This is a genomic window from Nocardia sp. XZ_19_385 (assembly GCF_015355755.1).
Classification (GTDB): domain Bacteria; phylum Actinomycetota; class Actinomycetes; order Mycobacteriales; family Mycobacteriaceae; genus Nocardia.
In genome coordinates, this window is sequence record NZ_JACVEE010000001.1 from 710298 (window position 1) to 736722 (window position 26425).

The window sequence follows — 26425 nt, forward strand, 5'->3', positions numbered from 1 at the left end:
GGGAACAAACCCGGGGGCGAGAAAGGTTCGCCAAGGCATGACCTTCTCTGTCCCCATTACCGTGCGCGGGTACGAACTCGACAGCCTGGGCCACGTGAATCAGGCCGTCTATCTGCAGTATGCCGAGCATGCGCGCTGGGAATTGCTGCGCGCCGCCGGGGTGGGACAGGACAAACTGCTGAGCACGGGCTTCGCCCCCGTGGTCCTGGAGAACAACATCAAATATCAGCGCGAACTGCGGGCCGGCGACGAGGTGACCGTGACCTGCGCATTCGAATGGACCCAGGGCAAGACCTTCCGGATGCATCAGGAAATCCGCAAACTCGACGGCGCCATCTCCGCCGTGGTGACGGTGACCGGCGGCGTCATGGACCTGACCGCCCGCAAGCTGGTAGCCGATCCGGGCGCGCGTTTCCGCGCCCTGTCCGAGCGCCCCGAGCTGTTCGGGCTGCAATAACACACGCGATCGCGAAATCGCCGCCAATTCTGGGCAATTCGCCCCGGAAATCTGCCACACGGAAATAACTCCAGGGTTGCTCCATGCCCGCCGGCGTGTCCCAACCCCGTTTGCCACCGGCCCTGAAATCTTTCGAACCGAGCCGAACGGGGATCTGCCCGCGTTATGATCCAGTTCCCGCTCGGGGGCCCTGGCTAATCGCGAGCAGATCGGAGTGCACGTATGACCGACGCAATCCACACCCCCGGCTCCATACCGTCGGGCGATCGCATTCCCGCTCTCCAGGGCGTTCTGGTCAGCGAATCGGCTCGCGATATCAGCGTGCGCGTGGACGAGGGCACCTGGACTTTCCAGCGCACCGACGTACTGCGGATGCTCGATTCGGCAACCCTGGACCGCCCCGCGGCGGCCGGCGATTCGGTGCTGGTCGATATTCGCCCCGGCGCCCTGGCCGACTTCACCCAGCGCCTGCGCATCGATCTCGTGGAACGCCCGATGACGCTCGCCGCCCAACCCTCGGTGGCGCTGGGAGACGAACTGCTGCAACAACTCACGGCCTCCTGGGCCGACCGTCTGCAGCTCGTCGACGTGGCCGGCGGCAGCGGCGCGACCTTCACCTACTGCCAGACCAAATCGCACAACGGCAGCGACGACGGCATCAACTGCGACAGTCTCGACTGACCCGCGATGGTGGCGCGCCGCCCCGGTTCGGTCCTGATCGTCTCCGAAACCGATGACCTGCACGCCACCGCGATGGCGGCGACGTTGCGGGAACATCACGGGCTCAACCCGATTCATCTCGACCTGCGTGATTTCCCACGCGAGTCCGGCAGCTTCCGGCTGGACCGCGACGGCACCTCCCGCTCCATGTCGCACCTGCTGGGCCTGGACGACGTCCGCTCGGTGTGGTGGCGGCGGCCGCATCCGGCCCAGGTGCCCGGCGGGGTCCGCGCCTCCGACGACGCGTTCCGGCAAGCCGAGTGCGACGGCTTCATTCAGGGCATGCTCTGGTCCATTCCGGCCGCCTGGATCAACGACCCGGGCGCCGACCGCACCGCGAGCCGCAAGATCGTGCAGCTGGAAACCGCGCAGCGCGCCGGGTTCTCGGTGCCGGAGACGCTGATCACCAACGACCCCGACGAGGCCCGTAGCTTCACCGAATCCCGGCCCGGCGCAGTCGTTTACAAGCGCACCGGAACCGGCCGCGGCGAATTCGCCGAGACCAGGATCATCACCCGCGCCGACTTCCCGAAGCTGACGGGCATCCGATCCGCCCCGACCACGTTCCAGGACTACATCGACGCCGACTGCGATCTGCGCGTGGTCTGGGTCGACGGCGTCGAGTGGACCGTGCGCATCGACTCCCAGGCCGGCGTCGGGCGCGTGGACTCGCGCCTCGACACCTCGGTCGAGTTCAGCCGGGAACAGCTGCCCGCCTCGGTCAGCAAGTCTCTGGCCACCCTGATGGGCGCGCTGGGCCTGAGTTTCGGCGTTCTGGACCTGCGACTCGGCCTCGATGGCGAGTACTACTTCCTCGAGGTCAATCCGCAGGGCCAGTTCGCCTACCTGGAGATCAAGACGGGCCTGCCGATGTTCCGCAGCCTCGCCAACCTGCTGGTCGAGGGCGACGGGGCGGTGCCGGGGTACTAGTTCCTAGGTTGCCTTGCGCCGGTTGGCGCCGCCGCGGCTGCGGAGCTGCACATGCGACTCCACCAGCACATTGTGGATGAAGCCGTAGGAGCGCCCCGTCGTCCGCGCCAATGACCGGATGCTGGCACCCGCCTCGTACTGCTTCTTGAGTTGGGATTGCAAACGGTCACGTGACTTGCCCGTGACGCGTGTGCCCTTACCCAATGTGGACTTGCCTGATGATGGCCGATCGCTCATGGCTTCCTCCGAGTCGCCGAGCAGCGCGTCATTCAAGGCTAAGCAACAAACACGCCGTGATCAACGGGTGTTTGTGATGAAAATCACGCAAGCTGAATAAGTTCCAAGTATTCGGCCGACCAGTGATCCTCCGTGCCATCCGGCAGTAGAATGACCCGCTCCGGCGACAAAGCCTCTGCCGCACCGGGATCGTGGGTCACCAGCACGACCGCGCCCTGGTAGGTGCGCAGCGCATCGAGCACCTGTTCGCGTGACACCGGATCCAAGTTGTTGGTCGGCTCGTCGAGCAGCAGCACGTTCGCCGAGGAGGACACCAGGCCCGCCAGCGCGAGACGGGTCTTCTCACCACCGGAGAGCGTGCCCGCGGGCTGCTCCAGCTGCGGGCCGCTGAACATGAACGCGCCCAGCAGGCTTCGCAGCTCCTGCTCCCCCGCGTCCGGCGAGGCGTGGCGGATGTTCTCCCAGACGGTGGCGTTGTCGTCGAGGGTGTCGTGCTCCTGCGCGAAATAGCCGACCTTGAGGCCGCGGCCGGGCTCCAGACCGCCCGCGGTGGGCGTCTCGACACCGGCCAGCAGCTTCAGCATCGTCGTCTTACCCGCGCCGTTGAGGCCGAGGATGACCACGCGGCTGCCCTTGTCGATGGCGAAGGTGACGCCGGTGAAGATCTCCAGCGAGCCATACAGCTTGGTGAGGTCCTTGACCATCATCGGCGTCTTGCCGCAGGGCGCGGGCTCGGGGAACTTGATCCGCGCCACCTTGTCGGCCACCCGGACCTCGTCCAGGCTCGCCATCAGCTTTTCGGCGCGCTTGGTCATCTGGTGCGCGGCGGCCGCCTTGGTGGCCTTGGCGCCCAGCTTCGCGGCCTGCGTCTTGAGCGCGCTCGCCTTCTTCTCGGCGTTCGCGCGCTCGCGGACTCGGCGCTGTTCGTCGGTGGCGCGGGCGTCGAGGTACTTCTTCCAGCCCATGTTGTAGACGTCGGCCTCGCCACGCACGGCATCGAGGAACCACACCTTGTTCACCACGTCGCCGAGCAGCTCCACGTCGTGGCTGATGACGATCAGGCCGCCGTCGTGGCTCTGCAGGAACCCGCGCAGCCAGGTGATGGAGTCGGCGTCGAGGTGGTTGGTCGGCTCGTCCAGCAGCAGCACGGTGTCCGAGCGTCCGCCGCTGCCGTCGGAGGCGGCGAACAGGATGCGCGCCAACTCGATTCGACGGCGCTGACCACCGGAGAGAGTGCGCAACGACTGGTTCAGCACCCGGTCGGGCAGGCCCAGGCTGTTGCAGATGCGGGCGGCTTCGCTCTCCGCGACATAACCACCGAGCGAGGAGAACCGCTCCTCCAGGCGCCCGTACTTGCGCACCGCCTTGTCACGTTCGTTCTCGTCGGCGACCTCGGCCATCAGCGCCTGCTGCTTCTCCATATCGTGCAGCAGCGCGTCCAGGCCGCGCGCGGACAGCACCCGGTCGCGCGCCAGCACGTCCAGGTTGCCCTCTTTCGGATCCTGCGGCAGATACCCGACATCGCTGGACCGCAAAATCTTCCCGGCGTACGGCTCACCCTCCCCCGCCAGGATGCGCAACGTGGTCGTCTTGCCCGCGCCATTACGCCCGACAAGCCCGATCCGGTCCCCCGCCTGCACCCGCAACGCCGGCCCCGGGGCCGTCAACAGGGTGCGGACTCCGGCCCGGACCTCCAGGTCGGTCGCGGTGATCACAGACGGGCTCCTCACGGATTCAGCGGTGCTAGACGGTTGCTGCTCGATTGTGCGGCGACTCGAGCACAAGAACCACCGATTTTACCTGGGTTCCGAGGTAGCTCCGACATCGCGCGAGCCCGCAGTGAAACAGCTCACGTCATCAGCGGTTCTCGATGAGCTTGCACCAGCGCCGGGTGGGACCGTCGATCCCGGCAATCCGGTCGGCGGATCCGGCCTGGATCCACCCAGCCGCTGATGCCGTGCCGCGGGCCTGCTCCACGACATTCTGCGGGCGGCGATCGAGCGACGTGAACGATCCCTGTCGTCGTTCAATGACAGTGGGCAAGGTGTTCACCGGGACGTCCTCTGGTGGGCGCGGAAAGCACGGTGACGATGCCGTCAGCGATACGTACCCGTCGGTGTTGTGGCCGACAACCATTCGATATCCATCGGGAGTATCTGCGTAGATTTGGAGATCTTTACTGGTGCGCTGAGTTTCGACGATCCGCCAACCCTGCCGCTCCCACTCGCCTGCCACCGTTTCGACATGTTGTCCGCTCGCGCTTGGCGGGAGGCCGAGAACCCAGTAGATGATGCTGAAGTTGACCGGACCCTTTTCCGTCCGTGGAGTTGTCATCGCAGGGAACTGTCTTGCCCGAACTGAACTGGGTTCCCGGTGCCGACAAGGGGTGCTTGTTTGCCAGATAGCTTCCCGGTGGGAGCTTCTGACTTCCACGTATTTCTTCGGTTCAGCTCAGACGATCGATGCGCGCAGGGCCTGCGACCAAGGCTGCCAGCGTGGGTCGGGTCCGCCCGTGTCGTCGCCGACCATGTTTGTGCACACGTAGCCGAGGGCTATGCCGGATTCGGGGTGGGCCACGCCGATTCGTCCTCCGGTGCCTACCTGTCCGAAAGCTCCGGGGCCGACGAGTTGGGCGGGGCGGGTGAGCTCGTAGCCGTGGGCGAAGTAGTTGCCTCGTGGCATCAGATCCAGGGGCGCTGGGTGGATCAGGCCCTCGGTTTGGGGTTGCCGTGCCCGGTCGACCGCTTTCGGGGTGAGGAGCCGGATGCCGTCGATCTCACCGATGGTCGCCGCGAACATTCGCGCTACCGAGCGGGCGTTCCCGATCCCGTTGCCGGAGGGGAGCTCCGCGGCGTGGCCTTCTCGTGTGTTCAACAACGCCATGCCCTCGTCCCGGGCCGCGACGGTAGCCAATGTCGCGCGAACCAAGCGCTCCCCCACGTCGATTCCCATGCTGCTGATCATCGCCTCCACGTCTGCGGCGCTTAGCATCTTGCGGCGGTTGAACTGCGGAACCACGCGGTGTTCCTGGGCCTCTGGCAGGCCGATCCACAGGCTCAGACCCAGTGGATCGGCGATCTCGGCAGCGAGGAACTCGCCGACGCTCTTTCCGGATACTCGGCGGATCAGCTCGCCGGCGAGATAGCCCCAGGTGAGGGAGTGGTAGTAGAACGCGGTTCCCGGCTGCCACAACGGAGTCATCGACGCCAGCGCTGATACGCACGCCGTCCAATCGGTCAATTCCCGTGCCCCGATACCGGATTCGGCGTCGAAACTGGACAGGCCGCAGCGATGCGACAGCACGTCGGCGACCGTGACATCGGCCTTGCCCGCTGCTGCGAACTCCGGCCAATACTCTCGGACCGGGGTGTCGAGATCGAGCAGACCCCGGTCGACCAGGATGTGCACGCAAGTTGCGGTCATACCCTTCGACACCGACATCAGCACCGTCAACGACTCAGCGTCCCAAGACTTTCCGGACTCGGGGTCCTGCCCCGCCCACAGATCCACCACCACACGGCCCTGGCGATACACGCACAGCTGCGCGGCGCCCTCATCCCCCTCGTGCGCTCGCGCGAATCCGTCCCGGACCCCCTCGAACCCGCGCTCGACAAACCCTTCCACCAACGCCTCGAGCCTCCTCGACGAGATCCACCGGGCACACCTTCGAGGCGAGACCCCTTCGCGCCCAAACAATAGGGACGTTTCAGTGTTGGGTGTACTCCGAGGGCGAAGGACCGCCGAGTTTCAGGACGCCAGCTGATAGGCCACGGCGGCGAGTGCCGCGCCCACAACAGAGCCGATGACGACCTGTCCGCGGGTGTGGTCACCCAGCCACACTCGTGACCATCCGTTGGCGGCGGTCAGAGGCAGTGCGGCCAGGAACCACGGTGAGGCGATCAAGGCCAGCAGGACCGTGGTTCCCGCGCTCACGGCGGTATGGACACTCACCTTCCATTTGCCGATCACCGTCACTAGGCCGATGCCGAACAGGACCACCAGCGCGGCTACCGTCCATGCGATCAGCTCGCGTGGGGCGCCCTGCACGATCTCGATGATCAAGCCCACACCCACGATGCTCAGAATCGCCGGAATCACCCAGCGCCGACCGTCGATATCGGTCACATGATGATCGCTCGCGATGCCGCGCCGCACGCCGGCCAGGATGATGATCATCGGAATACCGCCCGTGATCGCGGCGACGAAAAGCCCCCAGCCGGGAGCGCCCACAGCGAATCCGGCAATCGTTCCGGTCACGATGTTGATCACCCAGGGCGCTCCGAGCTCGGTGATCACCCGAGCCATGCGCGCCTGAAACTCCCCCGCCGTCGCCGAGGCGAAAACACGATCGACCGCCGAACCGTTGAGCACGCCACATCCAACCACAGCTGAACCCGACCGGCCGATCACCGAGGCGATGTGGATGCGACCGATGACGTTGCGGTGCGGTGTCGTTCGTCGCTACTGGTCCTCGATGGTCCAGCGCACGCCGAACGGCTCCAACGCGGCGAGGAAGTCGGCCGGGTCGAAAGCCTGGGCCGGAGCAAGTACGCCGGCGGCCGGAGGAGTCGTAGCGAGCCGGACCGCGGCCTCCACGGCGGTGAGCGCGGTGGTGCCGTAAGTGTCGGGGCCGGAGACGATGCCGCGCGCCCGCCGACCGTCTTCAGCGACCGCGTCCAGCACGATGGTCCAGGTTCCGGCAGCCCGCTGTGAGTCGTCGGGGCCGACCGGCAGGGACTCGATCATTTCGTCGGTCACCGGGGTCGCGAAGAGAGCGCGGGTCGACTCCTCGACCGCTCCCTGCACGTTGCGCACCGCGAGGTGACGCGGCACCGAGATAGCTTCCTGAAGCGGGAAGTGCGCCAGGGCAACGGGTTCCGGCTCGCCCGGCAGAGTGACGGGCGCGAGTGCTCCGAAAGGACCGGGCCGCCAAGCGTTGTCGAGGTATGCGACTCCGCCATCGGCCATGGCCTCGGCGATGCCGAGCATGGTGCGCAGTGAGCCGCGCGACATCGCGGTCTCGCCGCCGAAGCGGTGCACGGAGGTGAGTTCGGCGAGCGGGCCGAGGCGGTCGCCGATCAGGTGGGCGAGCAGGTCGCCTGGGATACCGCCGTCGGTGGCGGCCGGAACGACGGTGACACCGGCGGATTCGGCTGCGGCGGGGTAGGTCTCGTAGACGTGCCGCAGGAACGGCTGCTCGCCGCAGGTGTCGGCGTAGTGCGCTCCGGCGGCGAGGGCGGCGGCGATGACGCGGTCGCCGGTGGGGGTGAACGGGCCCGCGCAGTTGATGACCACGTTTACGTCTCGGAATGCGGCCACCAGGGCGGAATGATCGTCGATGGCGGCTACGCGCAGCTCCGCATCGGGCATACCCGCTTGGGCGGCAGCGGCTTTCAGCTTGTCGGCGTCGCGACCGGAGAGGACGGTGGTGATGTTGCGGCGGGTGAGTTCGGCGAGCACGAGGACGCCCTGGAAGCCGCTCGCGCCGTAGACGGCAATGGTGTGATTCGACATGAACTCACCGTAGGCAGGGCGAATGAGTCAGCCAATGATTCTGTAGCTCAAATTGATACGCCAGACTCTCACGAGTGCGCGTTGTGCCACACTGGTCTTCGTGGACGTGCTGAGTGACGTGATTTCGACGATGCGGATCGGGGTGCCACATTCCTCGCGCACCCGGCACGTCGGGCCATGGCGGGACCAATTCCCAGCCGCACCGGGCGCGGGATTCCATATCGTGCTGGCCGGTTCGTGCCTGCTGATTCCGGACAACGGCGCACCGCTGACGCTGCGAGTCGGTGACGTGGCTTTCCTGGGACGCGGCATCGGCCACGCACTGACCGCAGTGCCCGGCGAGACCGACGCCGAAACGGTATTGCTCTGCGGCGCTTACCAACTCGACCCCAGCCGCGCCCACCCGCTACTGGAGGGCCTGCCCGACGTGCTGCACCTGCCCGCACGGCTCGGCCACGACGCATCGGTGCGCGCGACCGTCGAGCTGCTGGCCAGTGAACTGGAACGGGACTTGCCCGGCAGCAGCAGCACCGTGGTAGCGCTGCTGGACGTGCTGCTGCTGTTGATCCTGCGCACCTGGCTGGGCGAGACCAGCACCCTGACGACGGGTTGGGCTGCGGCCCTACAAGATCCGGGCATCGCGGCAGCACTGCGAGCAATGCACGAAGACATCGCCCGGCCGTGGACGATCCCGGAGCTGGCCACGGTCGCGGGCATGTCGCGCGCCACTCTCGCACGCCGGTTCACCGCCCTGGTGGAACGCGCACCCCTGGCCTACCTGACTTGGTGGCGGTTGACCACAGCCGCTCGGCTGCTGCGCGACTCCGATGCCACACTCGCCGTCATCGCCCACCAGGTTGGGTACAGCTCGGAGTACGCGTTCGCCGCCGCCTTCAAACGGCAGCACAACCTCGCTCCCGGCAGATACCGCGCAACGACGTCGCCGCACGAACAGAGCGTGCGAGATTTTTCGCTGCGCTCAGGATGAAAGCAGACCATCGCGTCCATTGACGCGTTCATACATGGACTGATGCACGCGGTGTTCTCGTGATCTCGTCCATCAACAGCCGCAAAGTCAGCGAGTGCTTCTCCGGCGGCAGCGCGTCCAGTGCCGTGCGTGCCGCCTTCACGCCCTCCGCTCGGTCCCCAGCCCGGACCAGCATCAAGCCTTGGTGCATGTCGAGGTGCGTTCGGAAACGCGGCAGCGAGGCGGGCAACTCAGCGCGCGCTGCCTCCTGGGCAGCCATAGCCAGCCGTTCGTCCCCGAGGCGGGCTGTCAGTAGGGACAGGAAGACGTTCACACGCCACCACGGCACCGCGTAATCCGAGGTTTGTTCCTCCGACCCGGACCGGTCGAATTCTCGCCTGCCCTTACCGATCAGAGCCATCGCCGTGGCCTGGTCACCTTGAATCGCCGCGGCGTGCGCTTTGCCCCACAACGCGTTGAGGCGGCCGAGGCTTGGCCGATCGTCGATCGCGAGGGCTTCGTCGGCGAACTTGTGCGCCACCGGCAACGCGGCTCCTTCGTAGCCGAGCGCGATGGCCGCGCGGCCTCGAACCCAAACCCGGATCGTGGTGTCCTCGGATCGGTCGGCGGCGTCGGAGGCCATCTCGTACCACCGAATCGCCTTGTTTCCATCCGAACCGGGATAAGTCTTCGCGAACAGCGTCATCAGGCGGGCAGCTACCGCCCACATGCGCGGGGTGTCCAACTGTTGTTGAAGCACCACCAGGTCGGCGGCTAATCGGCGTTGAATGTCAGCCGCACCCTGGCTCATATAGTCGGTACCGTAGGTGGCCAGCCGGGATTCCCATTCGTCGATTCCGGGTCCGAGACGGTGTATGCGCGCCGAGAAGCCTTGCGCCAGCAGATCCGACGCCACCACCGGCGCTACCGCCGTCGCCGCTAGATGCGAAAGAAACTCCCGACGATGCACGCTGGCCTCCAGCATTTCCGGCGGGCAATCCAACACGGTCGCGAGGTGCCGCAGCCAGAACGAAGAGGGCTCGGTTTCGCCGGATTCCCAACGGCGCGAAATGTATTCGCGCCCGATGTTCGCCCCCGACGACTTGCACAACTCATCGGCGAGCCGGCCTTGCGACCACCCTTTTGCCAAGCGAAGTTCCCGGATCAGATCGCCGGTACCGCTGCCCATACGTCGATCTTCCCCCGGTGCGGTCGACGACCGCCAGCGTTGCGGCCACCGTGGCGCGAATGCCACCCCCTATGCCACTACCCGCCTGGGCAGCGACCGGACGAGCGACCAAGTTTGCGATGCCACGGCCAGTGCCACTGCTCAGCGGCGCCACCGACAGAAATGCTTGCATCAAGCCCGCCGCCAATGGATTCGAGCCCGGTGGCGGGTGCGATGACCAACCGCAAAGGCAGGAGCCGCGCCATGAGCATCAACGGGTTGCCACAGCGAGTGGTGAAAGTCGATTTCGGCGCACCGAAACACCCGACCCTCAGTTACACCGCGCCAGCGGATGTGATCGCGCGATTCGTTGTAGCGCTGCGGCTTTGGAATCCTGGCTATCTGATCGAGGTCGAATCCGTCGACGATCCCGACGAGAACGTGCCACCGTTGCCGTACTGGCGGCTGTTCGCGTGGGACTGACCCCGAAACCGCGCCGACCCGCAGGCTAGATCGAAGCGGACACGTCCGGCTGCACCGCCATCACCTGGCCGGTGAGTTCGACCGAGCGCACGCGGTCTTCGATGCCGGTGGCGGAGTGGGTGGTGATCAGTTCGTCGGCGGCGATGGAGGTGGCGAAGTCCTCGAGGTAGGTGCGGACTTCGGTGGGGGTGCCGACGGCGGTGTAGCGGGTCATTGCGGAGAGTTGGCTGCCGTTGGGGGAAGCGAGGAAGGCGTCGATTTCGGCGTCGGTGAAGTCGGCGGCGGCGGGGCCTCGGGCGATCATGGCGCGGGCTCGAGCGCGGTAGGCGATGGTTTTCTGTTCGACTGCGGCGTCGTGGTTTTCGGCGGCGAAGACGTTGATGCCGGCCATGACGTAGGGCTCGGACAGTTGCTCGGAGGGTTTGAAGGTGTCGCGGTAGACGGCGACCGCTTCGTGGAGGGCGTCGGGGGCGAAGTGGGAGGCGAAGGCGTAGGGCAGGCCCAGGTGGGCGGCGAGTTGGGCGCCGAATAGGGAGGAGCCCAGGATGTAGAGGGGGACAACGGTTTCCGCGCGGGGGACGGCTTGGACGCCGGAGACGCGGGTGTTGCCGGTCAGGTAGCCCTGGAGTTCGAGGACGTCGCGGGGGAAGTTCTCGGCGGTGGCCGGGTCGCGGCGCAGCGCGTACATGGTCTTCTGGTCGCTGCCGGGGGCGCGGCCCAGGCCCAGGTCGATGCGGCCGGGGAACAGCGATTCGAGGGTGCCGAACTGTTCGGCGATCACCAGGGGCGAATGGTTGGGGAGCATGATGCCGCCGGCGCCGAGGCGGATGGACTCGGTGTGGTTGGCGACATAGCCGATCAGCACGCTTGTCGCGCTCGACGCGATGGAGCGCATGTTGTGGTGCTCGGCGTACCAGACGCGGCGGTAGCCGGTGCGTTCGGCGGCCTGCGCGAGGGCGACGCTGTTGTGGAAGCTGTCCCGGGCGGTCTGGCCGCGGTTGACGGTCGCCAGATCGAGGATCGAGAGTGCGAAGGGCATACGAGATTGCAACGTCTTCGATGGTCCCGGATATTTCGTCGCCTATCTCACCCTGGGGTGATATCGCATCGGATATCGGTCGACACACGGTTTGGTCTTGGACAGCCGTGCCGATCGCGTGTTGTCGTGTCTGCATGATCAAGAGCAAGAAGTTCGCGATGATGCTGGCGGTGCTGCTCCCCCTGGCGGGCGCGTGCGGGACCGCGACGACCGAACCGGCCCCCGCCTCCGCCGCACCCGCGGCCGTCTCCCAGCTGGCCGATATCGAGAGCCGGCATCAGGCCCGGCTCGGGGTCTTCGGTCTCGACACCGGCTCCGGGAAAACCGTCGGGCACCGCGCGGACGAGCGGTTCGCGATGCTGTCCACGTTCAAGACCCTCGCCTGCGCGGCGCTGTTGAAAGCGCATCCGCTGGCCAGCGGCTATTGGGAACAGAACATCCGTTTCACCGAGGCCGACGTCGCGAAGGCCGACGGTTCGGCGGTCACCGGCAAGCGGATCGCCACCGGCATGACGGTGCGCGAATTGTGTGACGCCGCAATCACTTACAGCGACAACGCCGCCGCCAACGAGATCCTGAAACTGCTCGGTGGACCGCAGGCCGTCACCGAGTTCCTGCGCAGCATCGGCGATCAGGTGTCGCGCCTGGACCGCTGGGAGCCCGAGGTCAACACCGCCATCCCCGGTGACGAGCGGGACACCACGACACCGGCCGCGATCGTCCGCGATTATCAGGCCTTGACCCTCGGCGACGCGCTGCCCACCGTGGAGCGGGACCAGCTGGTGGCGTGGCTGAAGGCCAATACCACCGGTGGCAGCCGGATTCGGGCGGGCGTGCCCGCCGATTGGACGACCGGCGACAAGACCGGCACCTCCAGCGCCTACGGTTCGGCCAACGACGTGGCCGTCACCTGGCCGGCGGGCGGCGGCGCACCGATCGTGATCGCGGTGCTGTCCACCCACGCGACCGAGCAGGCCGAACCGAACAGCCCGCTGATCGCGGAGGCGGCGAAAGATGTTGTCTCCGTACTCCGCTGATCATCGCAGCGGATCGACCGGGTTGCGCGAGTAGACAACGGACCAGAGTTTGTTCACCCCTGGCGCGACCAAGGGTGCGGGAGCGTCGTCGGCGGCGATTATCGCCGTCGCGGCCTGCGCGAAGCGCGGCACCGCCGGGTGTGCGGCGGTGCCGGCCCACACCGCGACAACGCGGCGCACGAGCGGCCCACCGGTGAGCGGCCGCCAAGCCAACCGCGGTTCGCGGCGGGCCAGCACCTCCTGCAGGAAGGCCACGCCGTTGCCCGCGAGCACCAGACCGAGCGCGAATTCCTGGTTGCGGGCGTGCCGGATGCGCGCCGGATCGAAGCCGTGGGCGCGGCAGACCTGCAGGACATGGTCGTGCCAGCCGGGCGCGGTCGCCCTGGGCGGCAGCACGAGGTCGTGGCCCGCGAGGTCGGCCAAGTCCACTTCGGGCAGCCGGGCGAGCGGCGAGGTGCGGGGCAGCACCACGCCGAGCGGGACCGCCGCGGTGGGTCCGTGCACCAGATCGGGTTCTTCGATCGGCTGCAGGACAAGTCCCATATCGAGTTCGGCGGTCGCGAGCAGCCGGAGTTGTTCGGCGGTGGTGAGCTCTTGCAGGTCGATGGTGAGCGCGGGCGCCTGTTCGGCGAGCAGCCGGAGCAGCGCCTGCAAGGTCGGGGCGGGAGTCTCGGAGAGCACGCCGACGCGCAACGTGCCGAGGTCGCCCTCCCCCGCCTTGCGCATCACCGTGCGCAGGCGCTGTTCGGCGGCCAGCAGGGCGCGCGCCTCCTCGACCAGCAGTTCCCCGGCCGCGGTGAGGGCGATGGCCCGCCGCGAGCGATCGAAGAGCTGGACGCCGAGGTCGCGTTCCAGGCGCTGGATCGATTGGCTCAGCGGCGGTTGCGCGATGCCGAGCGTCTCGGCGGCCCGGCCGAAATGCAGTTCCCCCGCGACGGTGAGGAAGTAGTGCAAATGCCGGGCGAGGTCCACGTTGCCCACCATATTCGATCGCGTATCAGTGCCGGTTATCGTGGCGGGATGGCCGCATCGGAACGCATTCAGCAGATCTTCGACGAGGTGCCGGTGCGGGGCACGCTGCACGCGGTGGACATCGCCGACGGCCGGGAGATCACCCTCGGCGGCGAGGAGCAGGTGGTGATCGCGTCGATTTTCAAGATCCTGCTGGTGCTGGAGTTCTGCCGGCAGGTGGACGCGGGTCAGGTGGATCCGACCGAGCGGGTGCTGATCCGGGGCGAGGACCGGCTCGGCGGTTGGGGCACGGCGGGCTGCGCGGATGACATCGAGGTGTCGCTGCGGGACCTGGCCTACTTCTCGATGTCGGTCAGCGACAACACCGCCGCGGATCTGCTGCTGCACCGAATCGGAAGGGAAACACCGGGTTTGCTCGCGGCCGAGCTCGGGCTGGACCGCACCCGGGTGATCGGTGGTCCGCGTCAGCTGCTCGAATCGATGCTCGCCGACGTGGGTGCGCGCGACGGCGGCGAGTTCGCGGCGATCTATCCGACGCTGACGCGGGAACAGGTCGCGGGGATGCGGGTTTTCCAGCCGGAGCACACCACCTCCAGCACCGCGCGGGAGATCACCCGCCTGCTCGGCCTGATCTGGCGGGACGCGGCCGGAACTCCGGCGGCCTGCGCGGCGACGCGAAACCTGTTGCGGCACCAGATGTTCTGGACCCGGATCGCCGCGGGCTTCCCCGATGACGTGCGAGTCGCCTCGAAAACCGGCACTCTGCCCGGGCTGCACATGGAAGCGGGGGTGGTCGAGTACCCGGACGGCGGCCGGTACGCGCTGGCGATCTTCGCCCGCACCGACGAATTGGGTTCGCGCCGTATCGATGTCGACCTGGCGATGGCGCGGGCGGCCCGGCTCGCCGTGGATGCGCTGAGAAGCTGAGCGGATCAACCGATTCGGGGAATCACCCCTTGACGATTGAACACTTTGACGTAATCTGTTCAACATGAACAACGCGGCGGCCGCACGAGCCCTTCCGGCGGACCCGCCGATCGAATTGGTCTTGGCCGCAGCCGAATGCGTGCGCCGAGCCGGCGTGCGTGGCTTCCGGCTGACCGATGTCGCGAAGGCCGCGGGGGTTTCGCGCGGCACCGTCTACAACTGCTTCGGCGACAAGGAAACCGCCATCAACGCGGGTCTCGGTTACCTGTGCAACGCCTTCATCGACGGCCTGGCCCGGACCGTCGCCCCGCAGCCGACGTTGCGCGAGCAGGTGGGCGAAGCGGCCGCCATGATCTACCAGCACGCCAGCACCCCACCGGTCCTCGCCCCACCGCTGCGCACCGACAGCATCATCGCCACCCTGCTCGAGCACTACGGCGATCAGCTGAGTCACAGCTGGGCCGCGTTCTGGGCGGGCCTGGTGACCCAGGCCCAGGAGCGTGGCGAAGTTGATTCCGGGGTGGAGCCCATGCACGCGGGCGACTGGATCGTCCGGGTGCTGCTCAGTTTGGAATTGCTGCCCTTCACCGTGGCGGGATTCACCGGCGCCGACGACGCCCGGCGGCGCACCGGCGATCTTCTGCTCAACGGCCTTGCGCCGAAACGTAATTCATAGGAAGTAGCGGTATGACAAGTGAATATGTCGAGGTCGCGATCATCGGAGCCGGCCCCGGCGGTATCACCGCCGCGCATCACCTGCAGCGCGCGGGTATCACCGATTTCCTGATCCTGGAGCGCGCCGAGGATTTCGGCGGCAGCTGGCGCGACAACGTCTATCCCGGCCTGTTCGTCGATGTGCCGACCCTGTTCTATCAGTTCCCGTTCGCGCGGAAGTTCGACTGGTCGCGCCTGTTTCCCGAGGGGCCGGAAATCCAGCGGTACAACCGTCAGGTCGCCGCGGATCTCGACTTGTACAAGCACTTTCGGGGTGGCAGCGAGATCCGGCGCGAGGTCTGGGACGACGACGCGCGGGTCTGGGTGCTGCATCTGGCCGAGCGTGACCCGATCCGGGCGCGGTTCGTCATCAACGCGGTCGGCGGCTACATCAACACCAAGCCCGTCGAAATACCGGGCTGCGACACGTTTTCCGGAACGATCCTGCGTCCGAACTCCTGGGACCCCGACTACGACCACCGTGGCAAACGCGTTGCGGTCATCGGTACCGGGTCCAGCTCGGTACAGATCGTTTCGGCGATCTACGAGACCGCGCGGCAGGTGGATGTCTATCAGCGCACGCCCTCGTGGATCCTGCCCAAGCCCGATGCCGAGCTGTCCGCACGCACGCAGCGCATCCTCGGGCTCCCCGGGGTCAGTGCCTTCCTCAACGGATTCGCTTTGGCCGCAATGGAATTGCCGCTGCAACTGATCTGCAACGTGCTGCCTATCCTGCCGCGGCCACTCTTGGCGAAGGTGCTGCCGCAGTACGACATGATCTGGCGCGCGCTCTACCGGCTGATGCTCCGGGCGAAGGTCGCGGACCCCGCCGATCGCCAGGCACTGGCGCCTTCCTATGGCATCCTCGCCAAGCGACCCATCCTGTCCAGCGGCTTCCTGACCGCGCTGGCCTCGCCCTCGGTTTCCTTGATCACCAACAGCATCGAGCGCATAACTCCGGACGGCATCCGCACCGCCGACGGAGCCGAGCAGCCTTACGATCTCATCGTCCTGGCCACCGGCTACGAGCTGTTCACCGATCCCGAAACCTACCGGCGCGGAACCGTCGTGGGCCCCAACGGATTCGACCTCGCCGAGGACTACCACCGTAACGGGGTGCGGAGCTACGGCGGCAGCGCCCATCACGGCCTGCCCAACCGCTGGTCACTGGTCGGACCGCAGGGCTACGTCGGCGTCGCCTGGCACACCTTCGTGGATCTCACTGCGCGCCATGCGGTTCGGATCATCACCGAAACCCGGCGCCGCCGCGCCACCGTCGCCCGGGTCCGCGCCGACGCCTTCGATCGCTGGGTCGCCAAGATGCGGCGGCACGACAAGGTGATCAGCACCTATGTCGTGGACTGCAATCCCGATCTGCGCACCTACTTCGTCAACTCCCAGGGCGAAGCGCTCTACTACCGGCCGCAAACCATCAGCGGCGCACTGTGGTTCAGCCGTTACTCCGCGCTGAGCGACTACTGGTTTCTCCGCGACAGCGGAGCACCGACGCCCCGCAGCGCCGGTATCGAAAGAATCGAGGCAGGGATATGACCGAACAAACACTGGCGGGCAAGGTCGCCTACATCACCGGAGCGGCACGCGGACAAGGCCGTTCGCACGCGATCCGCCTGGCCCGCGCGGGCGCGGATATCGTCGCGGTCGACGTCTGCGCGCCGATCGCCGAGTTCAGCGGCTATCCGATGGCCGAACCGGAAGACCTCGCCGAAACCGCTCGACTCGTCGAGTCCGAGGGCCGCAAGATCCTGACCCAGCAGCTCGATGTCCGCGATCTGGCGGCACAGCAGCGCGTCATCGCCGACACCATCGCGACCTTCGGCCGCCTGGACATCGTCGTCGCCAACGCCGGCGTCTGCAGCTGGGGCCGGATCTGGGAGATCTCCCCCGAACAGTTCCGCGAAGCCGTCGACATCAACCTGACCGGCGTCTGGAACACCATCAAAGCCGTGGTCCCCCCGATGATCGAGGCGGGCAACGGCGGCTCCATCATGACGATCAGCTCCTCGGCCGGCGTCAAGGCCCCACCCGGCTGCGGCCATTACGCGGCAAGCAAATTCGGGGTGGTCGGCCTGACCAAGACGCTCGCCGTCGAACTCGGCGAATACGGCATCCGCGCCAATGTGCTGCTCCCCTACGGCACCAACACCCCGCTGGGCACCGACACCTCGATGTACAAACTGTTCGAGGAGCACCCCGGGTTCGTCTACAGCTTCCCGCCGAACCTGCTGAAGACCGACGGACTCGTCGAGCCTGACGAGATCTCCGATGTCGTCGTGTGGCTGGCGGGCGATCAGGCGCGCGTCATCACCGGCGCCCAGGTCCCGGTCGACAAGGGCTTCCTGGCCCGGTGACTAGCTGGCCGCGGCGACCTGACCGGAAGCGTCGCGGACCTCGACGAGGTAGCGCTCGCCCCACCGTTCCATCAGATCCAGCAGGGGGCCGAGGCTGCGGCCGAACTCGGTGAGGTCGTATTCCACGCGCGGCGGGACCTCGGGGTAGACGGTGCGGGTGATCACACCGTCGCGTTCGAGTTCGCGCAGTTGCAGGGTCAGCATGCGCTGGGTCGCGCCGGGGATGACGCGGCGCAGTTCGTTGAAGCGGGCGGTGCCCAGCATCAGCTGATACAGCACCATTCCCTTCCATTTACCGCCGATCACGTCGAGGGTCACCTCGATCGGGCAGTCCAGCTGCAGATCTTCTTTGCGTCGAGTCATGGTGACAAAAATGGTACCGAGTCACAGAATTGTGCGCTCTTACGCGAGGTGCGTGGCTCCGGCACGCTTCCCGGTATGACCAAGTTGCTTCATCTCGATGCCAGCCCGCGCGGCGCTCGCTCGCACACCCGCAGCCTCACCGGCGACTTCGTCACACGCTGGGTGCGGCAGCGTTCCGATGTCAGCGTCGCGCGCCGCGACCTCGGATGCCAGCCGCCGCCACACCTCACCGAGGGCTGGATCGCGGCGGCGTTCACCAAGCCCGAGGAACGCACCCCGCAGATGCTCGCGGACCTCGCGTTGAGCGACGAGCTGGTCGACGAGCTGCTCGGCACCGACGTGCTGGTGGTCGGAGTTCCCATGTACAACTTCGGGATTCCGGCGATGCTCAAGGCCTACATCGATCAGATCGTGCGGGTCGGGCGCACCTTCTCCTTCGACCCGGAACTCGCCGATCCCTATGCGCCGCTGCTGCCGCCGGGCAAGCGCGCGTTCTTCATCGTCTCCACCGGCGACAGCGGATACCAGCCGGACGGGCCGCTCGCCGGTCTCAACCAGGTGGAGCCCTACCTGCGAACTGTGTTCGGGTTCATCGGGATCGAGGATCTGCAGTTCGTCTATGTCGGCAACGACGAGTTCGGCGGCGAGCGTCTCAGCGAATCGCTGGCCGCGGCCCGGGATCGGGTCGCCGAGCTCACGGCCTGAGCGGTCAGTTCTCCACCCTGGGTGGGGATTCGCTCCCCCTCCGGGTGCCGCGGCTCAGCACTCGGGGCTCTGTGATCGACAGCCCCTCCGGCGGAAAGTTGAGGGAACACCAGCGAACCGGAGCATCCCATGTCGAACCGCAGCACGATCGCCGCCTCGGCGGAACGTCGTGTCACGGTCGCGGCCGACGACGGCGTGCTCCTCGCGGTGCGCGAATACGGCCCCCGGGACGCGGAGCTGACAGTGGTTCTCCTGCACGGGCATTGCCTGCGCACCGCGTCGTGGACCTACGTCCGGGACGCGGTGCGGCGGCACTACCCCGCGGCCCGGATCGTCTCCTACGACCACCGCGGCCACGGCGACTCCGCCGCCGCCCCCCGCCGCACCTACCACCTCGAACAGCTCGGCCACGACCTGCGTGCGGTGCTCGACACCGTCGCCCCCACCGGTCCCGTTGTCCTGGTGGGACATTCGATGGGCGGCATGACCGTGCTCACCTACGCCGCCCAGCAGCCGCACGAAATCGGCGCCCGCATCACCGGCGTCGCACTGATCGCGACCGCGGCGAGCGGCCTCGCCGACGCGGGCTTCGGCCGCCTGCTCCGCAACCCCGCGATCTCGGTCTTCCAGGCCGCCGTGCGCGTCGCACCCACCTTCATGCGCCACGCGAAACTGCTGGCCGCCAAGGTTTTCGCGCCGGTCATCCGCACCGCCGAGTTCGGCAACCGCAAGGTCAGCCCCCGCGTCCTGGCCCTCGCCAACGCGATGCACAACCAGACCCCGATCGTCACGATGGCGAGCTTCCTGAGCGCCTTCATGACCTTCGACCGCACCGACGCCTTGCCGCTGCTGTCCACGATTCCGACCTTGGTGCTGTGCGGCTCCGCCGATCTCATGACGCCGCCCGCCCATTCGGTCGCGATGGCGAACGCCGTCGAATACGCCGATCTCGTACTGGTCGACGGCGCCGGCCACTCGGTGATCCTGGAGCAGCCGCAGCAGGTCGCCGGGGCGCTCGCCCGCCTCATGACCCGGGCGGGTGGACGTGGCGAGCGCCAGGGCGCGCACCTCACGCTCGTCGCCTGAGGACGACTCACCGCGCGCGCGGGGTCACCAGACCGGATTCATATGCGAGAACGACCAATTGGGCGCGGTCGCGGGCGTGCAGTTTGGTCATCGCCCGGTTGATGTGGGTCTTCGCGGTGAGTGGGCTGATGACCATTTGGGCGGCGATCTCGTCGTTGGACAGGCCCTGGGCGACCAGGGCGACGGCTTCGCGTTCGCGGTTGGTGAGTTCTTCCAGACCGGGCAGGACGCCGGTGTCCAGCGGCTGGGTGACGTAGCGGTTGATCAGACGGCGGGTGATCGAGGGGGCGAGCAGTGCGTCGCCGCGGGCCGCGACCCGGACGGCGTGCAGAAAGTCTTCCGGCTGAATGTCTTTCACGAGGAATCCGGCGGCGCCTGCGCGCAGGGCATGGAAGACGTACTCGTCCATGCCGTAGTTGGTGAGGATCACGACGTGCACGCCCGCCAGGGCCGGGTCCGCGGCGATGCGGCGGGTCGTCTCGATGCCGTCGAGGACCGGCATCTGGATGTCGATGAGCGCGATGTCGGGCAGGTGCACGCGGGCCAGCTCCAGACCCGCACTGCCGTCGGCGGCTTCGGCGACCACCTCGATGTCGTCCTCCAGGTCCAGCAGCGCGCGAAATCCGCTCCGGATCAGTGGCTGGTCGTCGACCAGCAGCACGCGAATCATGCTGGAGTCACCGGTAATTCGGCGTGGACAGCGAACCCGCCGTCGGTTCGTGGCGCGGCCCGCAGGTGTCCGCCGAGCGCGGTGACGCGTTCGCGCATGCCGAGCAGCCCGACACCATGCACCGGCGCGCCGCTGAGGAGTGCCTTCCCGTCGTCCTCGACACGGATGACCAATGCGTCCGGGCGGTAGTCGATTTGGACCGACGCGGACGCGGCAGCGGCATGACGGGCGATGTTGGTCAGCGATTCCTGCACGATTCGGTAACCGGTCCGGTCCACGGCGAGGGGAACGTCCTGGGGCTGCCCCTCGATCGTCAGGGTCGCGTCCAATCCTGTTGTGCGGGCCCGTTCTACGAGTTCCGGGACGTGGTCCAGCCCGGGCCGCGGGCTGGTGCCGTCGTCGCGCAAGGCCTCCAAGGTCGCGCGGAGCTCCCGCGCCGCCTCGCGCCCGGCCTCCCGGATTGCCAGCAGGTGTTCCGGTACCGCTTCGCCGCGTTTGGTGGCCACATGCACGGCCGCCTCGGACTGCACTTTGATCACCGAAATCTGGTGTGTGAGTGAGTCGTGCAGTTCCCGGGCGATGTGCAGGCGCTCCTCGTCGGCACGGCGGCGGGCGGTCTCCTCGCGGGCGCGTTCGGCCTCGTCCGCACGCCGCTCGGCCTGCCGCAGCGCCTCCCCCGCCGCACCGGCCGCGATCAGCCAGGCGATTTCGAGTGCGCCGCGGGCTTGCGCGAACGCCTCGCCGGTGTCGTGCACCGACATCAGCGCCGCCAGCGGGAGCGTGGCCAGCACCAGCACCGAGACGATCACCGTGATCATCCGATGCCCGGCCCGCACCCCGGCGTACACCGCGAAGACGAACGCGACGGCGGGCACATCGATACCGATAGCTTGGTAGCCCAACGCGCACAACCCGGTTACCGCCAGCACCGGGATCGGGGCCTGGCGACGCGCGGCCAGCGCCAGACCGCTCACGATCAGCAACGCGTAGCCCAGCGGATCGAGATCGGTCGGCGCATGCTGTTCGGCCAGACCGGCCACCAGCACGACAGCCGCAACTCCGGCTGCTAGCGCCCAATCTCCGAGCCGACCCTTCATAGGTGAACCCTAGCCCCGCGGCATCCTCGGGCAACACCTCCGCACGGAGGAACCCGGGCTACCACAGGCGCGGTAGTTTCCCGGCTCTCTGCACCGCCCGCGGCAGCGCGAATTGTCTGCTTCCGCACGATGATCCGAGCGCGGTCTCGCGGACATGATGAAGCGAATCCCCTGATGAAGGAGTACTTCGTGTCCATCCGCAAGCTGTTCACCGCCACCACGACACTTCTGCTCGCCGGCGTGGCGCTCGCCGCACCGGCGGTCGCGCAAGTCTCGCTCCAGCCGATCGCCGCCAGTTCCGGCATGACCTCCGGGCGCCTCGGACCCACACTGACCGCACTGGCGGGACTGGCCGCTGTCCTCCTCGGAGTCCTGGCGCTGCGCTCCAACGCATCTCGCGCCGCCCGCGCGGCGCTGGCCCTGGGCCTGATCAGCACGGTGGCCGGCACGCTGTTCGCGATCACCGCCGATGGCGGGCCCGGCACCGGCAACGGAATATTGGGAGCCTGGGCCGCCATCGCGCTCGGCCTGATCGCCATGATCCTCGGCGGGCTGACGCTGTCGCGGGCCCGCCGCAGTACGGGACTAGGCTGACAACGGGAGTCCGTGATCTTGATCGGAGAAGGAGTCAGTATGAAGGCCATCATCGTGTGCACCTCTGTGTCGCATGGCAACACCCAGCGAGTCGCCGACGTTCTCGGGGAGGTCTTGGCGGCTCGCGTCGTCGCCCCGGACCACATCGATGCCGCCGAGCTCGCCGGCTACGACCTGGTCGGCTTCGGCTCGGGAATCTTTCTCGGCAAGTTCCATGCCCAGCTGCGCGAGTTCGTCGAGGCGTTGCCGCAGGCCCAGCGCGGCAAGGCATTCGTGTTCGCCACCAGCGGTTTTCCGGACGCCGGGCTCCAGCGCTTCTCACGTCCCCTGGTAAATCAGCTGGGGCAGAAGGGTTTCGACGTCGTCGACACCTTCTCCTGCCGCGCCTTCGACACCTACGCACCGTTCAAACTGGTCGGCGGCATCCGGAAGGGCCGTCCCGACGCGTCCGATCTGGCAGCCGCGCGCACCTGGGCCGAGGGTCTGCGCGCCGGCATCGCCCGCTGACTACCTACAGGCCTTGTTGGTAGAACTTGGCCCGCACGTCGTCCAGTGTCTCCGGGATCAAGTGGTCCAGTAGCACCGTGAACCGGCCGAGGATCGGGGCGATGCGGCGGGGGCGGCCGATGACGCCGTCGGCGATGGCGCCCGCCGCTTGCTCCGGTGTGAGCGCCCGGGCATCCTGGTAGATCTCGTTCTTGGCGATCATCGCCGTGCGGACCATCGGCATGAAGACCGAGGTGAATCGCACGTCGTCCGTACGGGTTTCGACCTGCAAGTTGACGCAGAGCGCGTCGAGCGCCGCTTTGGACGCCGTGTAGGCGGAGTAGCCGGGGCCACCGGCCAGGTTGCCGATCGAGAGGATGTTGATGATCGAGCCGTACTTCCGCTCCCGCATACCCGGCACCACGGCGAGCATCAGGCGCACCGGAGCGAAGTAGTTCAACCGCATGGTGCGGTCGAAATCGTGGAAGCGGTCATAGGATTCGTCGAGCCGGCGCCGAATGGACCGGCCCGCGTTGTTGATCAGTACGTCTACGCCCCCGTGGTCGCTCAGCACCTGCGCCGCCATGGCGTCCAAGGCCGCGAAATCCGTTAGATCGCAGGGGTATACGTAGGGCTTGCCACCCAGGGCCTCGATCTCCGTCGCGACCGCGCGCAGTTCCGCTTCCCTGCGCGCCACCAGGGCGACGGTCGCGCCGGCGGCGCCGAACCGCAGCGCCGTGGCCCGCCCGATTCCCGAGGAGGCGCCGGTGATCAGCACCGTCCGCCCGGCCACCACCTCGTCGAGGGTCTCTTGCTGACGGAGTCGCGTCAGGCTCAACTCGGTGTCCAGGCAGCGTGTGATCTTGTGGACCCACTCCCCAATTCCAAACATAGTGAGCAATGCTAAGTTACAGATCTGACGCCGTATAGTGCTGAAATCGATGCCGTATCAAGGCTTCCCACTGTTCGGGACTGGGTATTCCAATGTGCCGAATCCTGGAAAGCCGGAAAACAGGCCGGACGGGCGATCCGACAGCGACGTCGGGTTCCGTTGCGCGGGACGACTTCTCGCTGGTCAGGCCAGGTCAGCGCAGTCCAGTGGCGGCGACCTCCGGTGTGGCGCAACACAATACGGACGCTGTCGCGGAGACTCATGGCCGCCATCGACCGGCGGGTGCCATTCGCCACCCGGGCGGCGCGCCTTCGACCGGCTCGCCGACGGAGTCTGGTCTACCAGGCACTCGAGGACTGACGAGACGTCCACCGTTTGGGTCTATCCAGTCCGGGTATCAGAACCGAGCCCGAATTCAGTAGGTGGAACGAGGAGTTCAAATGAGCATGTCGACAGCAGTCAGTGAAACCGAATCCTCACGTGCCACCTACGACAACATCGAGCCGTGGTTCGAGCAGCTGGCGGCCATGGCTGCCGACGACCCGCAGCGTGCGGCGCTGCGCGAAGACATCGTGCACCGATGCCTGCCGCTGGCCGCCAACATCGCGCGCCGCTTCGCCAACCGGGGCCAAGACCTCGAGGACCTGACCCAGATCGCGCGGCTGGGGTTGATGAACGCGGTGGACCGGTTCGACGTCTCGCAAGGCCGGCCGTTTCTCGCCTTCGCGGTACCGACCATCATGGGCGAGGTCCGCCGCCACTTCCGGGACCACAGCTGGGCCGTGCGGGTGCCGCGCGGATTGAAGGAATTGCAGCAGCGCCTCGGCCCCGCCACCGACGCGCTGACGCACCGGCTCGGACGTGGGCCCACCGCGCGCGAACTCGCCGCGGAACTCGGCGTCGAACTGACCGAGGTCACCCAGGCGCTCATCGCCCGCAACGCCTACGCCGCCGACTCGCTGGACGCCCAGTACCCCTCGGACGAGGAAGGTTCGACGCCGACGGTCCGCGAAACTCTCGGCGTCGTGGAGCCGTGCTACGGACTGCTCGAAGACGCGATGGCCGTGCGTCCGCTGATCGCCGCGCTGCCCGAACGCGAACGCAAAGTCCTGATCATGCGGTTCTGGGAGAACCGATCCCAAGCCGAGATCGGCCGGCTGATCGGTTGCTCCCAGATGCAGGTGTCGCGGATCTTGAGTACCACCCTGGACAGTCTGCGTGAGCAGGCCCTGTCCGACCCGCCCGCCCGCAAGCGCACCGCGGCTTGAACGAAACCCGCTACAGGATCGGACGCCCGCCGGTGACAGCGACCCGCGCGCCGGAGATGTAGCTGCCATCGTCGGAAGCCAGCAGCACGTAGGTCGCGGCGAGCTCAGCGGGTTGACCGGCCCGGCCCAACGGCACGTCGTCGCCGAACTTGGTCACCTTCTCCGTGGGCATCGTCGAGGGGATCAGCGGTGTCCAGATCGGTCCCGGCGCCACACTGTTCACTCGGATCCCGCGCTCGCCGAGCAGCTGAGCCAGGCTGGCGGAGAAGTTCGCGATAGCCGCCTTCGTCGCCGCGTAGGGGGCCAGAGTCGGTGAGGGCATATCGGAATTGACCGAGGAACTACCGATGATCGAGGCCCCTTCGGGCATATGCGGCAACGCGGCCTTGACCAGGCGGAAGTATGCGCTGACGTTCACCTTGAAGGTGTAGTCGAACTCCTCGTCACTGATTTCCTCGACGGTCTCGTGCGTCATCTGATAGGCCGCGTTACTGACCAGGACATCGATCTTCCCGAATTCCTCAACGGCCCGATCGATGACTGCCCGGCACTGCCCCGGCTCCGCCAGATCTCCCGGCACCAGGACAGCTCTGCGCCCAGCCTGCTCGACGAGAGCGGCGACTTCCTTGGCGTCGTCGTCCTCGTTCAGATAGGAGATCAGCACGTCGGCGCCTTCGCGGGCGAACGCGATCGCCACCGCGCGCCCGATACCGCTGTCCGCGCCGGTGATCACGGCCGCCTTGCCGGTCATCTTGCCCGACCCCTGGTAGCTGTTCTCACCACAATCCGGAACCGGAGTCATCCGAGTCTGCACCCCGGGCACCGGCTGCTGCTGTTCAGGAAAACCCATCGTCCCATTCCTCCTCGACAGTTGACGCATCTGCCAGGCGACTACCGCGAGACGAGTCCGGCAAACCCACCGACCAGTGGCCGTCGCGCTGACCCGGGCCTTGGCTGTGGACAAGCCGGCACGCAGTCGGCTACGAATCCCCTTGGTGTTCAACTACGTTGGTATCGGCCACGGCCTTCGGCCGGCACTTCACGATCCGGCCTGCGCGCAGTCCACCGGCGGAGGCAGAATGGCACGTGACACTGGTGAACTCGACACATTCGGAGGCGTCGCTGTGACCACCACGGATACCGAGGTTCCCGCTGTACTGCGGGGCCGCGATATCGCCGTGGTCGATGTCGAGGGCAACGGCTATCACCCGCCAGAGATCATCGAGATCGCCATCATTCCCGTCACCGGCGCTACCGTCGGCCCGGAGGCCATCCTCGCCTGCCGCATCCGCCCGCAGCATCCGATCGTTCCGTTCGAGACGCGCCATGTGCACGGCATCAGCAACAAAGACGTCTTCAGCTGCCCGGCCTGGAAAGTGGTCGCGCCCGCTGTCGGCCGCGCCCTCGACGGCCGGACCCTGGTGGCGCACAACGCGACTGCCGAATACAAGACACTGGCCAGGCACCTGCCCGAATGGAAACCACCCATGGTGCTCGACACCCTGCGGCTGGCCAAAGTCGTGTGGCCCGACCTGCCCAGCTATGCGCTCGACGCACTGCTCGACCACGCCTCGCTGAACAGCCTGCTGCCCGCCGAGCACCGCCACCACTACGCCGGCTGCAACGCCTGGTCGGAATGGCTGCTGCTGTGTCACCTGGTTTGCGCCAGTGGACTCGATTGGGATGGCGTGATCGCGGCCGCCGCGCTACCCGAATTCGTGCGGCACTGA

General features: G+C 67.1%; 30 protein-coding genes. 16 read left to right on the plus strand and 14 right to left on the minus strand.

Annotation, left to right across the window (positions count from 1 at the left end; genetic code table 11):
- Positions 1-37 precede the first annotated feature (37 nt).
- The 3 genes from IBX22_RS03225 to IBX22_RS03235 all read left to right on the plus strand — a co-directional run bounded on the left by IBX22_RS03225 (position 38) and on the right by IBX22_RS03235 (position 2107).
- On the plus strand, positions 38-457 hold the full coding sequence (locus IBX22_RS03225) for a thioesterase family protein (RefSeq protein ID WP_194813880.1): 420 nt from the start codon (positions 38-40) through the stop codon (positions 455-457).
- A 222-nt stretch (positions 458-679) separates the two neighbouring features.
- Positions 680-1138, plus strand: coding sequence for a hypothetical protein (locus tag IBX22_RS03230; RefSeq protein WP_194813881.1), 459 nt, complete (start codon positions 680-682; stop codon positions 1136-1138).
- Between the two features lie 6 nt (positions 1139-1144).
- On the plus strand, positions 1145-2107 hold the full coding sequence (locus IBX22_RS03235; RefSeq protein ID WP_194813882.1) for a hypothetical protein: 963 nt from the start codon (positions 1145-1147) through the stop codon (positions 2105-2107).
- Between the two features lie 3 nt (positions 2108-2110).
- On the opposite strand, the gene IBX22_RS03240 is transcribed toward IBX22_RS03235, so the two are convergent.
- From IBX22_RS03240 to IBX22_RS37880, 6 genes are all read right to left on the minus strand, one after another.
- A complete protein-coding gene (locus IBX22_RS03240) occupies positions 2111-2344 on the minus strand; it encodes a helix-turn-helix domain-containing protein (protein WP_194815544.1) in 234 nt (77 codons plus the stop codon).
- 83 nt (positions 2345-2427) lie between these two features.
- Positions 2428-4059 carry an ABC-F family ATP-binding cassette domain-containing protein gene (locus tag IBX22_RS03245; protein ID WP_194813883.1) on the minus strand — a complete coding sequence of 544 codons (1632 nt, stop codon included), beginning with the start codon at positions 4057-4059 and terminating at the stop codon, positions 2428-2430.
- A 142-nt stretch (positions 4060-4201) separates the two neighbouring features.
- Positions 4202-4396: a hypothetical protein gene (locus IBX22_RS03250; RefSeq protein WP_194813884.1), complete on the minus strand. Its 195-nt coding sequence runs from the start codon at positions 4394-4396 to the stop codon at positions 4202-4204.
- Positions 4397-4795: 399 nt separating this feature from the next.
- A complete protein-coding gene (locus IBX22_RS03255; protein ID WP_309234571.1) occupies positions 4796-5968 on the minus strand; it encodes a serine hydrolase domain-containing protein in 1173 nt (390 codons plus the stop codon).
- A 123-nt stretch (positions 5969-6091) separates the two neighbouring features.
- Positions 6092-6715 carry a phosphatase PAP2 family protein gene (locus IBX22_RS03260; protein WP_309234402.1) on the minus strand — a complete coding sequence of 208 codons (624 nt, stop codon included), beginning with the start codon at positions 6713-6715 and terminating at the stop codon, positions 6092-6094.
- A gap of 90 nt (positions 6716-6805) precedes the next feature.
- Entirely contained in the window at positions 6806-7858 is a 1053-nt protein-coding gene (locus IBX22_RS37880) for a trans-acting enoyl reductase family protein (protein WP_194813886.1), read from the minus strand.
- A 100-nt stretch (positions 7859-7958) separates the two neighbouring features.
- Here IBX22_RS37880 and IBX22_RS03270 point away from each other — a divergent pair, with 100 nt between their 5' ends.
- Positions 7959-8846 (plus strand): AraC family transcriptional regulator, encoded by an 888-nt coding sequence (locus tag IBX22_RS03270; RefSeq protein WP_194813887.1) that lies wholly within the window; start codon positions 7959-7961, stop codon positions 8844-8846.
- A gap of 28 nt (positions 8847-8874) precedes the next feature.
- On the opposite strand, the gene IBX22_RS03275 is transcribed toward IBX22_RS03270, so the two are convergent.
- Positions 8875-10014: a helix-turn-helix domain-containing protein gene (locus tag IBX22_RS03275; RefSeq protein ID WP_194813888.1), complete on the minus strand. Its 1140-nt coding sequence runs from the start codon at positions 10012-10014 to the stop codon at positions 8875-8877.
- 243 nt (positions 10015-10257) lie between these two features.
- On the opposite strand from IBX22_RS03275, the gene IBX22_RS03280 reads away from it, so the two are divergent.
- Positions 10258-10476: a hypothetical protein gene (locus IBX22_RS03280; protein WP_194813889.1), complete on the plus strand. Its 219-nt coding sequence runs from the start codon at positions 10258-10260 to the stop codon at positions 10474-10476.
- Between the two features lie 25 nt (positions 10477-10501).
- Here the strand turns inward: IBX22_RS03280 and IBX22_RS03285 are convergent, their stop codons facing one another.
- Positions 10502-11515, minus strand: a complete 1014-nt coding sequence (locus tag IBX22_RS03285; RefSeq protein WP_194813890.1) for an LLM class flavin-dependent oxidoreductase — start codon at positions 11513-11515, stop codon at positions 10502-10504.
- A 134-nt stretch (positions 11516-11649) separates the two neighbouring features.
- Here IBX22_RS03285 and bla point away from each other — a divergent pair, with 134 nt between their 5' ends.
- A complete protein-coding gene (gene bla, locus IBX22_RS03290; RefSeq protein WP_194813891.1) occupies positions 11650-12552 on the plus strand; it encodes a class A beta-lactamase in 903 nt (300 codons plus the stop codon).
- Here bla and IBX22_RS03295 read toward each other — a convergent pair whose 3' ends face one another.
- The gene (locus IBX22_RS03295; RefSeq protein WP_228538155.1) at positions 12553-13536 is read right to left on the minus strand and encodes a LysR family transcriptional regulator; all 984 of its coding nucleotides are present in this window, start codon (positions 13534-13536) and stop codon (positions 12553-12555) included. It abuts the gene before it with no gap.
- Between the two features lie 36 nt (positions 13537-13572).
- Between IBX22_RS03295 and IBX22_RS03300 the strand changes: the two genes are divergently transcribed.
- From IBX22_RS03300 to IBX22_RS03315, 4 genes are all read left to right on the plus strand, one after another.
- Positions 13573-14451 carry a serine hydrolase gene (locus tag IBX22_RS03300; protein WP_194813892.1) on the plus strand — a complete coding sequence of 293 codons (879 nt, stop codon included), beginning with the start codon at positions 13573-13575 and terminating at the stop codon, positions 14449-14451.
- Between the two features lie 64 nt (positions 14452-14515).
- Entirely contained in the window at positions 14516-15127 is a 612-nt protein-coding gene (locus IBX22_RS03305) for a TetR/AcrR family transcriptional regulator (RefSeq protein WP_194813893.1), read from the plus strand.
- Positions 15128-15138: 11 nt separating this feature from the next.
- A complete protein-coding gene (locus IBX22_RS03310; protein WP_194813894.1) occupies positions 15139-16716 on the plus strand; it encodes an NAD(P)/FAD-dependent oxidoreductase in 1578 nt (525 codons plus the stop codon).
- Positions 16713-17534 (plus strand): mycofactocin-coupled SDR family oxidoreductase, encoded by an 822-nt coding sequence (locus IBX22_RS03315; RefSeq protein ID WP_194813895.1) that lies wholly within the window; start codon positions 16713-16715, stop codon positions 17532-17534. Before IBX22_RS03310 ends, IBX22_RS03315 begins: the two co-directional genes overlap by 4 nt.
- Here the strand turns inward: IBX22_RS03315 and IBX22_RS03320 are convergent, their stop codons facing one another.
- Positions 17535-17897, minus strand: a complete 363-nt coding sequence (locus IBX22_RS03320) for a helix-turn-helix domain-containing protein (RefSeq protein ID WP_194813896.1) — start codon at positions 17895-17897, stop codon at positions 17535-17537.
- Between the two features lie 75 nt (positions 17898-17972).
- Here IBX22_RS03320 and IBX22_RS03325 point away from each other — a divergent pair, with 75 nt between their 5' ends.
- The gene (locus tag IBX22_RS03325; RefSeq protein ID WP_194813897.1) at positions 17973-18602 is read left to right on the plus strand and encodes an FMN-dependent NADH-azoreductase; all 630 of its coding nucleotides are present in this window, start codon (positions 17973-17975) and stop codon (positions 18600-18602) included.
- Between the two features lie 129 nt (positions 18603-18731).
- Positions 18732-19688 carry an alpha/beta fold hydrolase gene (locus tag IBX22_RS03330; RefSeq protein ID WP_194813898.1) on the plus strand — a complete coding sequence of 319 codons (957 nt, stop codon included), beginning with the start codon at positions 18732-18734 and terminating at the stop codon, positions 19686-19688.
- 7 nt (positions 19689-19695) lie between these two features.
- Here IBX22_RS03330 and IBX22_RS03335 read toward each other — a convergent pair whose 3' ends face one another.
- Together IBX22_RS03335 and IBX22_RS03340 are read right to left on the minus strand one after the other, a co-directional pair.
- The gene (locus tag IBX22_RS03335) at positions 19696-20358 is read right to left on the minus strand and encodes a response regulator transcription factor (RefSeq protein ID WP_194813899.1); all 663 of its coding nucleotides are present in this window, start codon (positions 20356-20358) and stop codon (positions 19696-19698) included.
- Positions 20355-21455, minus strand: a complete 1101-nt coding sequence (locus tag IBX22_RS03340) for a sensor histidine kinase (RefSeq protein ID WP_194813900.1) — start codon at positions 21453-21455, stop codon at positions 20355-20357. Before IBX22_RS03340 ends, IBX22_RS03335 begins: the two co-directional genes overlap by 4 nt.
- A gap of 189 nt (positions 21456-21644) precedes the next feature.
- Between IBX22_RS03340 and IBX22_RS03345 the strand changes: the two genes are divergently transcribed.
- The gene (locus IBX22_RS03345) at positions 21645-22049 is read left to right on the plus strand and encodes a DUF6223 family protein (RefSeq protein ID WP_309234403.1); all 405 of its coding nucleotides are present in this window, start codon (positions 21645-21647) and stop codon (positions 22047-22049) included.
- A gap of 39 nt (positions 22050-22088) precedes the next feature.
- Positions 22089-22556: a flavodoxin family protein gene (locus tag IBX22_RS03350; RefSeq protein ID WP_194813902.1), complete on the plus strand. Its 468-nt coding sequence runs from the start codon at positions 22089-22091 to the stop codon at positions 22554-22556.
- Between the two features lie 4 nt (positions 22557-22560).
- Here IBX22_RS03350 and IBX22_RS03355 read toward each other — a convergent pair whose 3' ends face one another.
- On the minus strand, positions 22561-23427 hold the full coding sequence (locus IBX22_RS03355) for an SDR family NAD(P)-dependent oxidoreductase (protein WP_194813903.1): 867 nt from the start codon (positions 23425-23427) through the stop codon (positions 22561-22563).
- Positions 23428-23867: 440 nt separating this feature from the next.
- On the opposite strand from IBX22_RS03355, the gene IBX22_RS03360 reads away from it, so the two are divergent.
- Positions 23868-24695: an RNA polymerase sigma factor SigF gene (locus IBX22_RS03360; RefSeq protein WP_228538156.1), complete on the plus strand. Its 828-nt coding sequence runs from the start codon at positions 23868-23870 to the stop codon at positions 24693-24695.
- Positions 24696-24705: 10 nt separating this feature from the next.
- On the opposite strand, the gene IBX22_RS03365 is transcribed toward IBX22_RS03360, so the two are convergent.
- Entirely contained in the window at positions 24706-25545 is an 840-nt protein-coding gene (locus tag IBX22_RS03365; RefSeq protein ID WP_194813904.1) for an SDR family oxidoreductase, read from the minus strand.
- 274 nt (positions 25546-25819) lie between these two features.
- Here IBX22_RS03365 and IBX22_RS03370 point away from each other — a divergent pair, with 274 nt between their 5' ends.
- The gene (locus IBX22_RS03370) at positions 25820-26425 is read left to right on the plus strand and encodes a PolC-type DNA polymerase III (RefSeq protein ID WP_194813905.1); all 606 of its coding nucleotides are present in this window, start codon (positions 25820-25822) and stop codon (positions 26423-26425) included.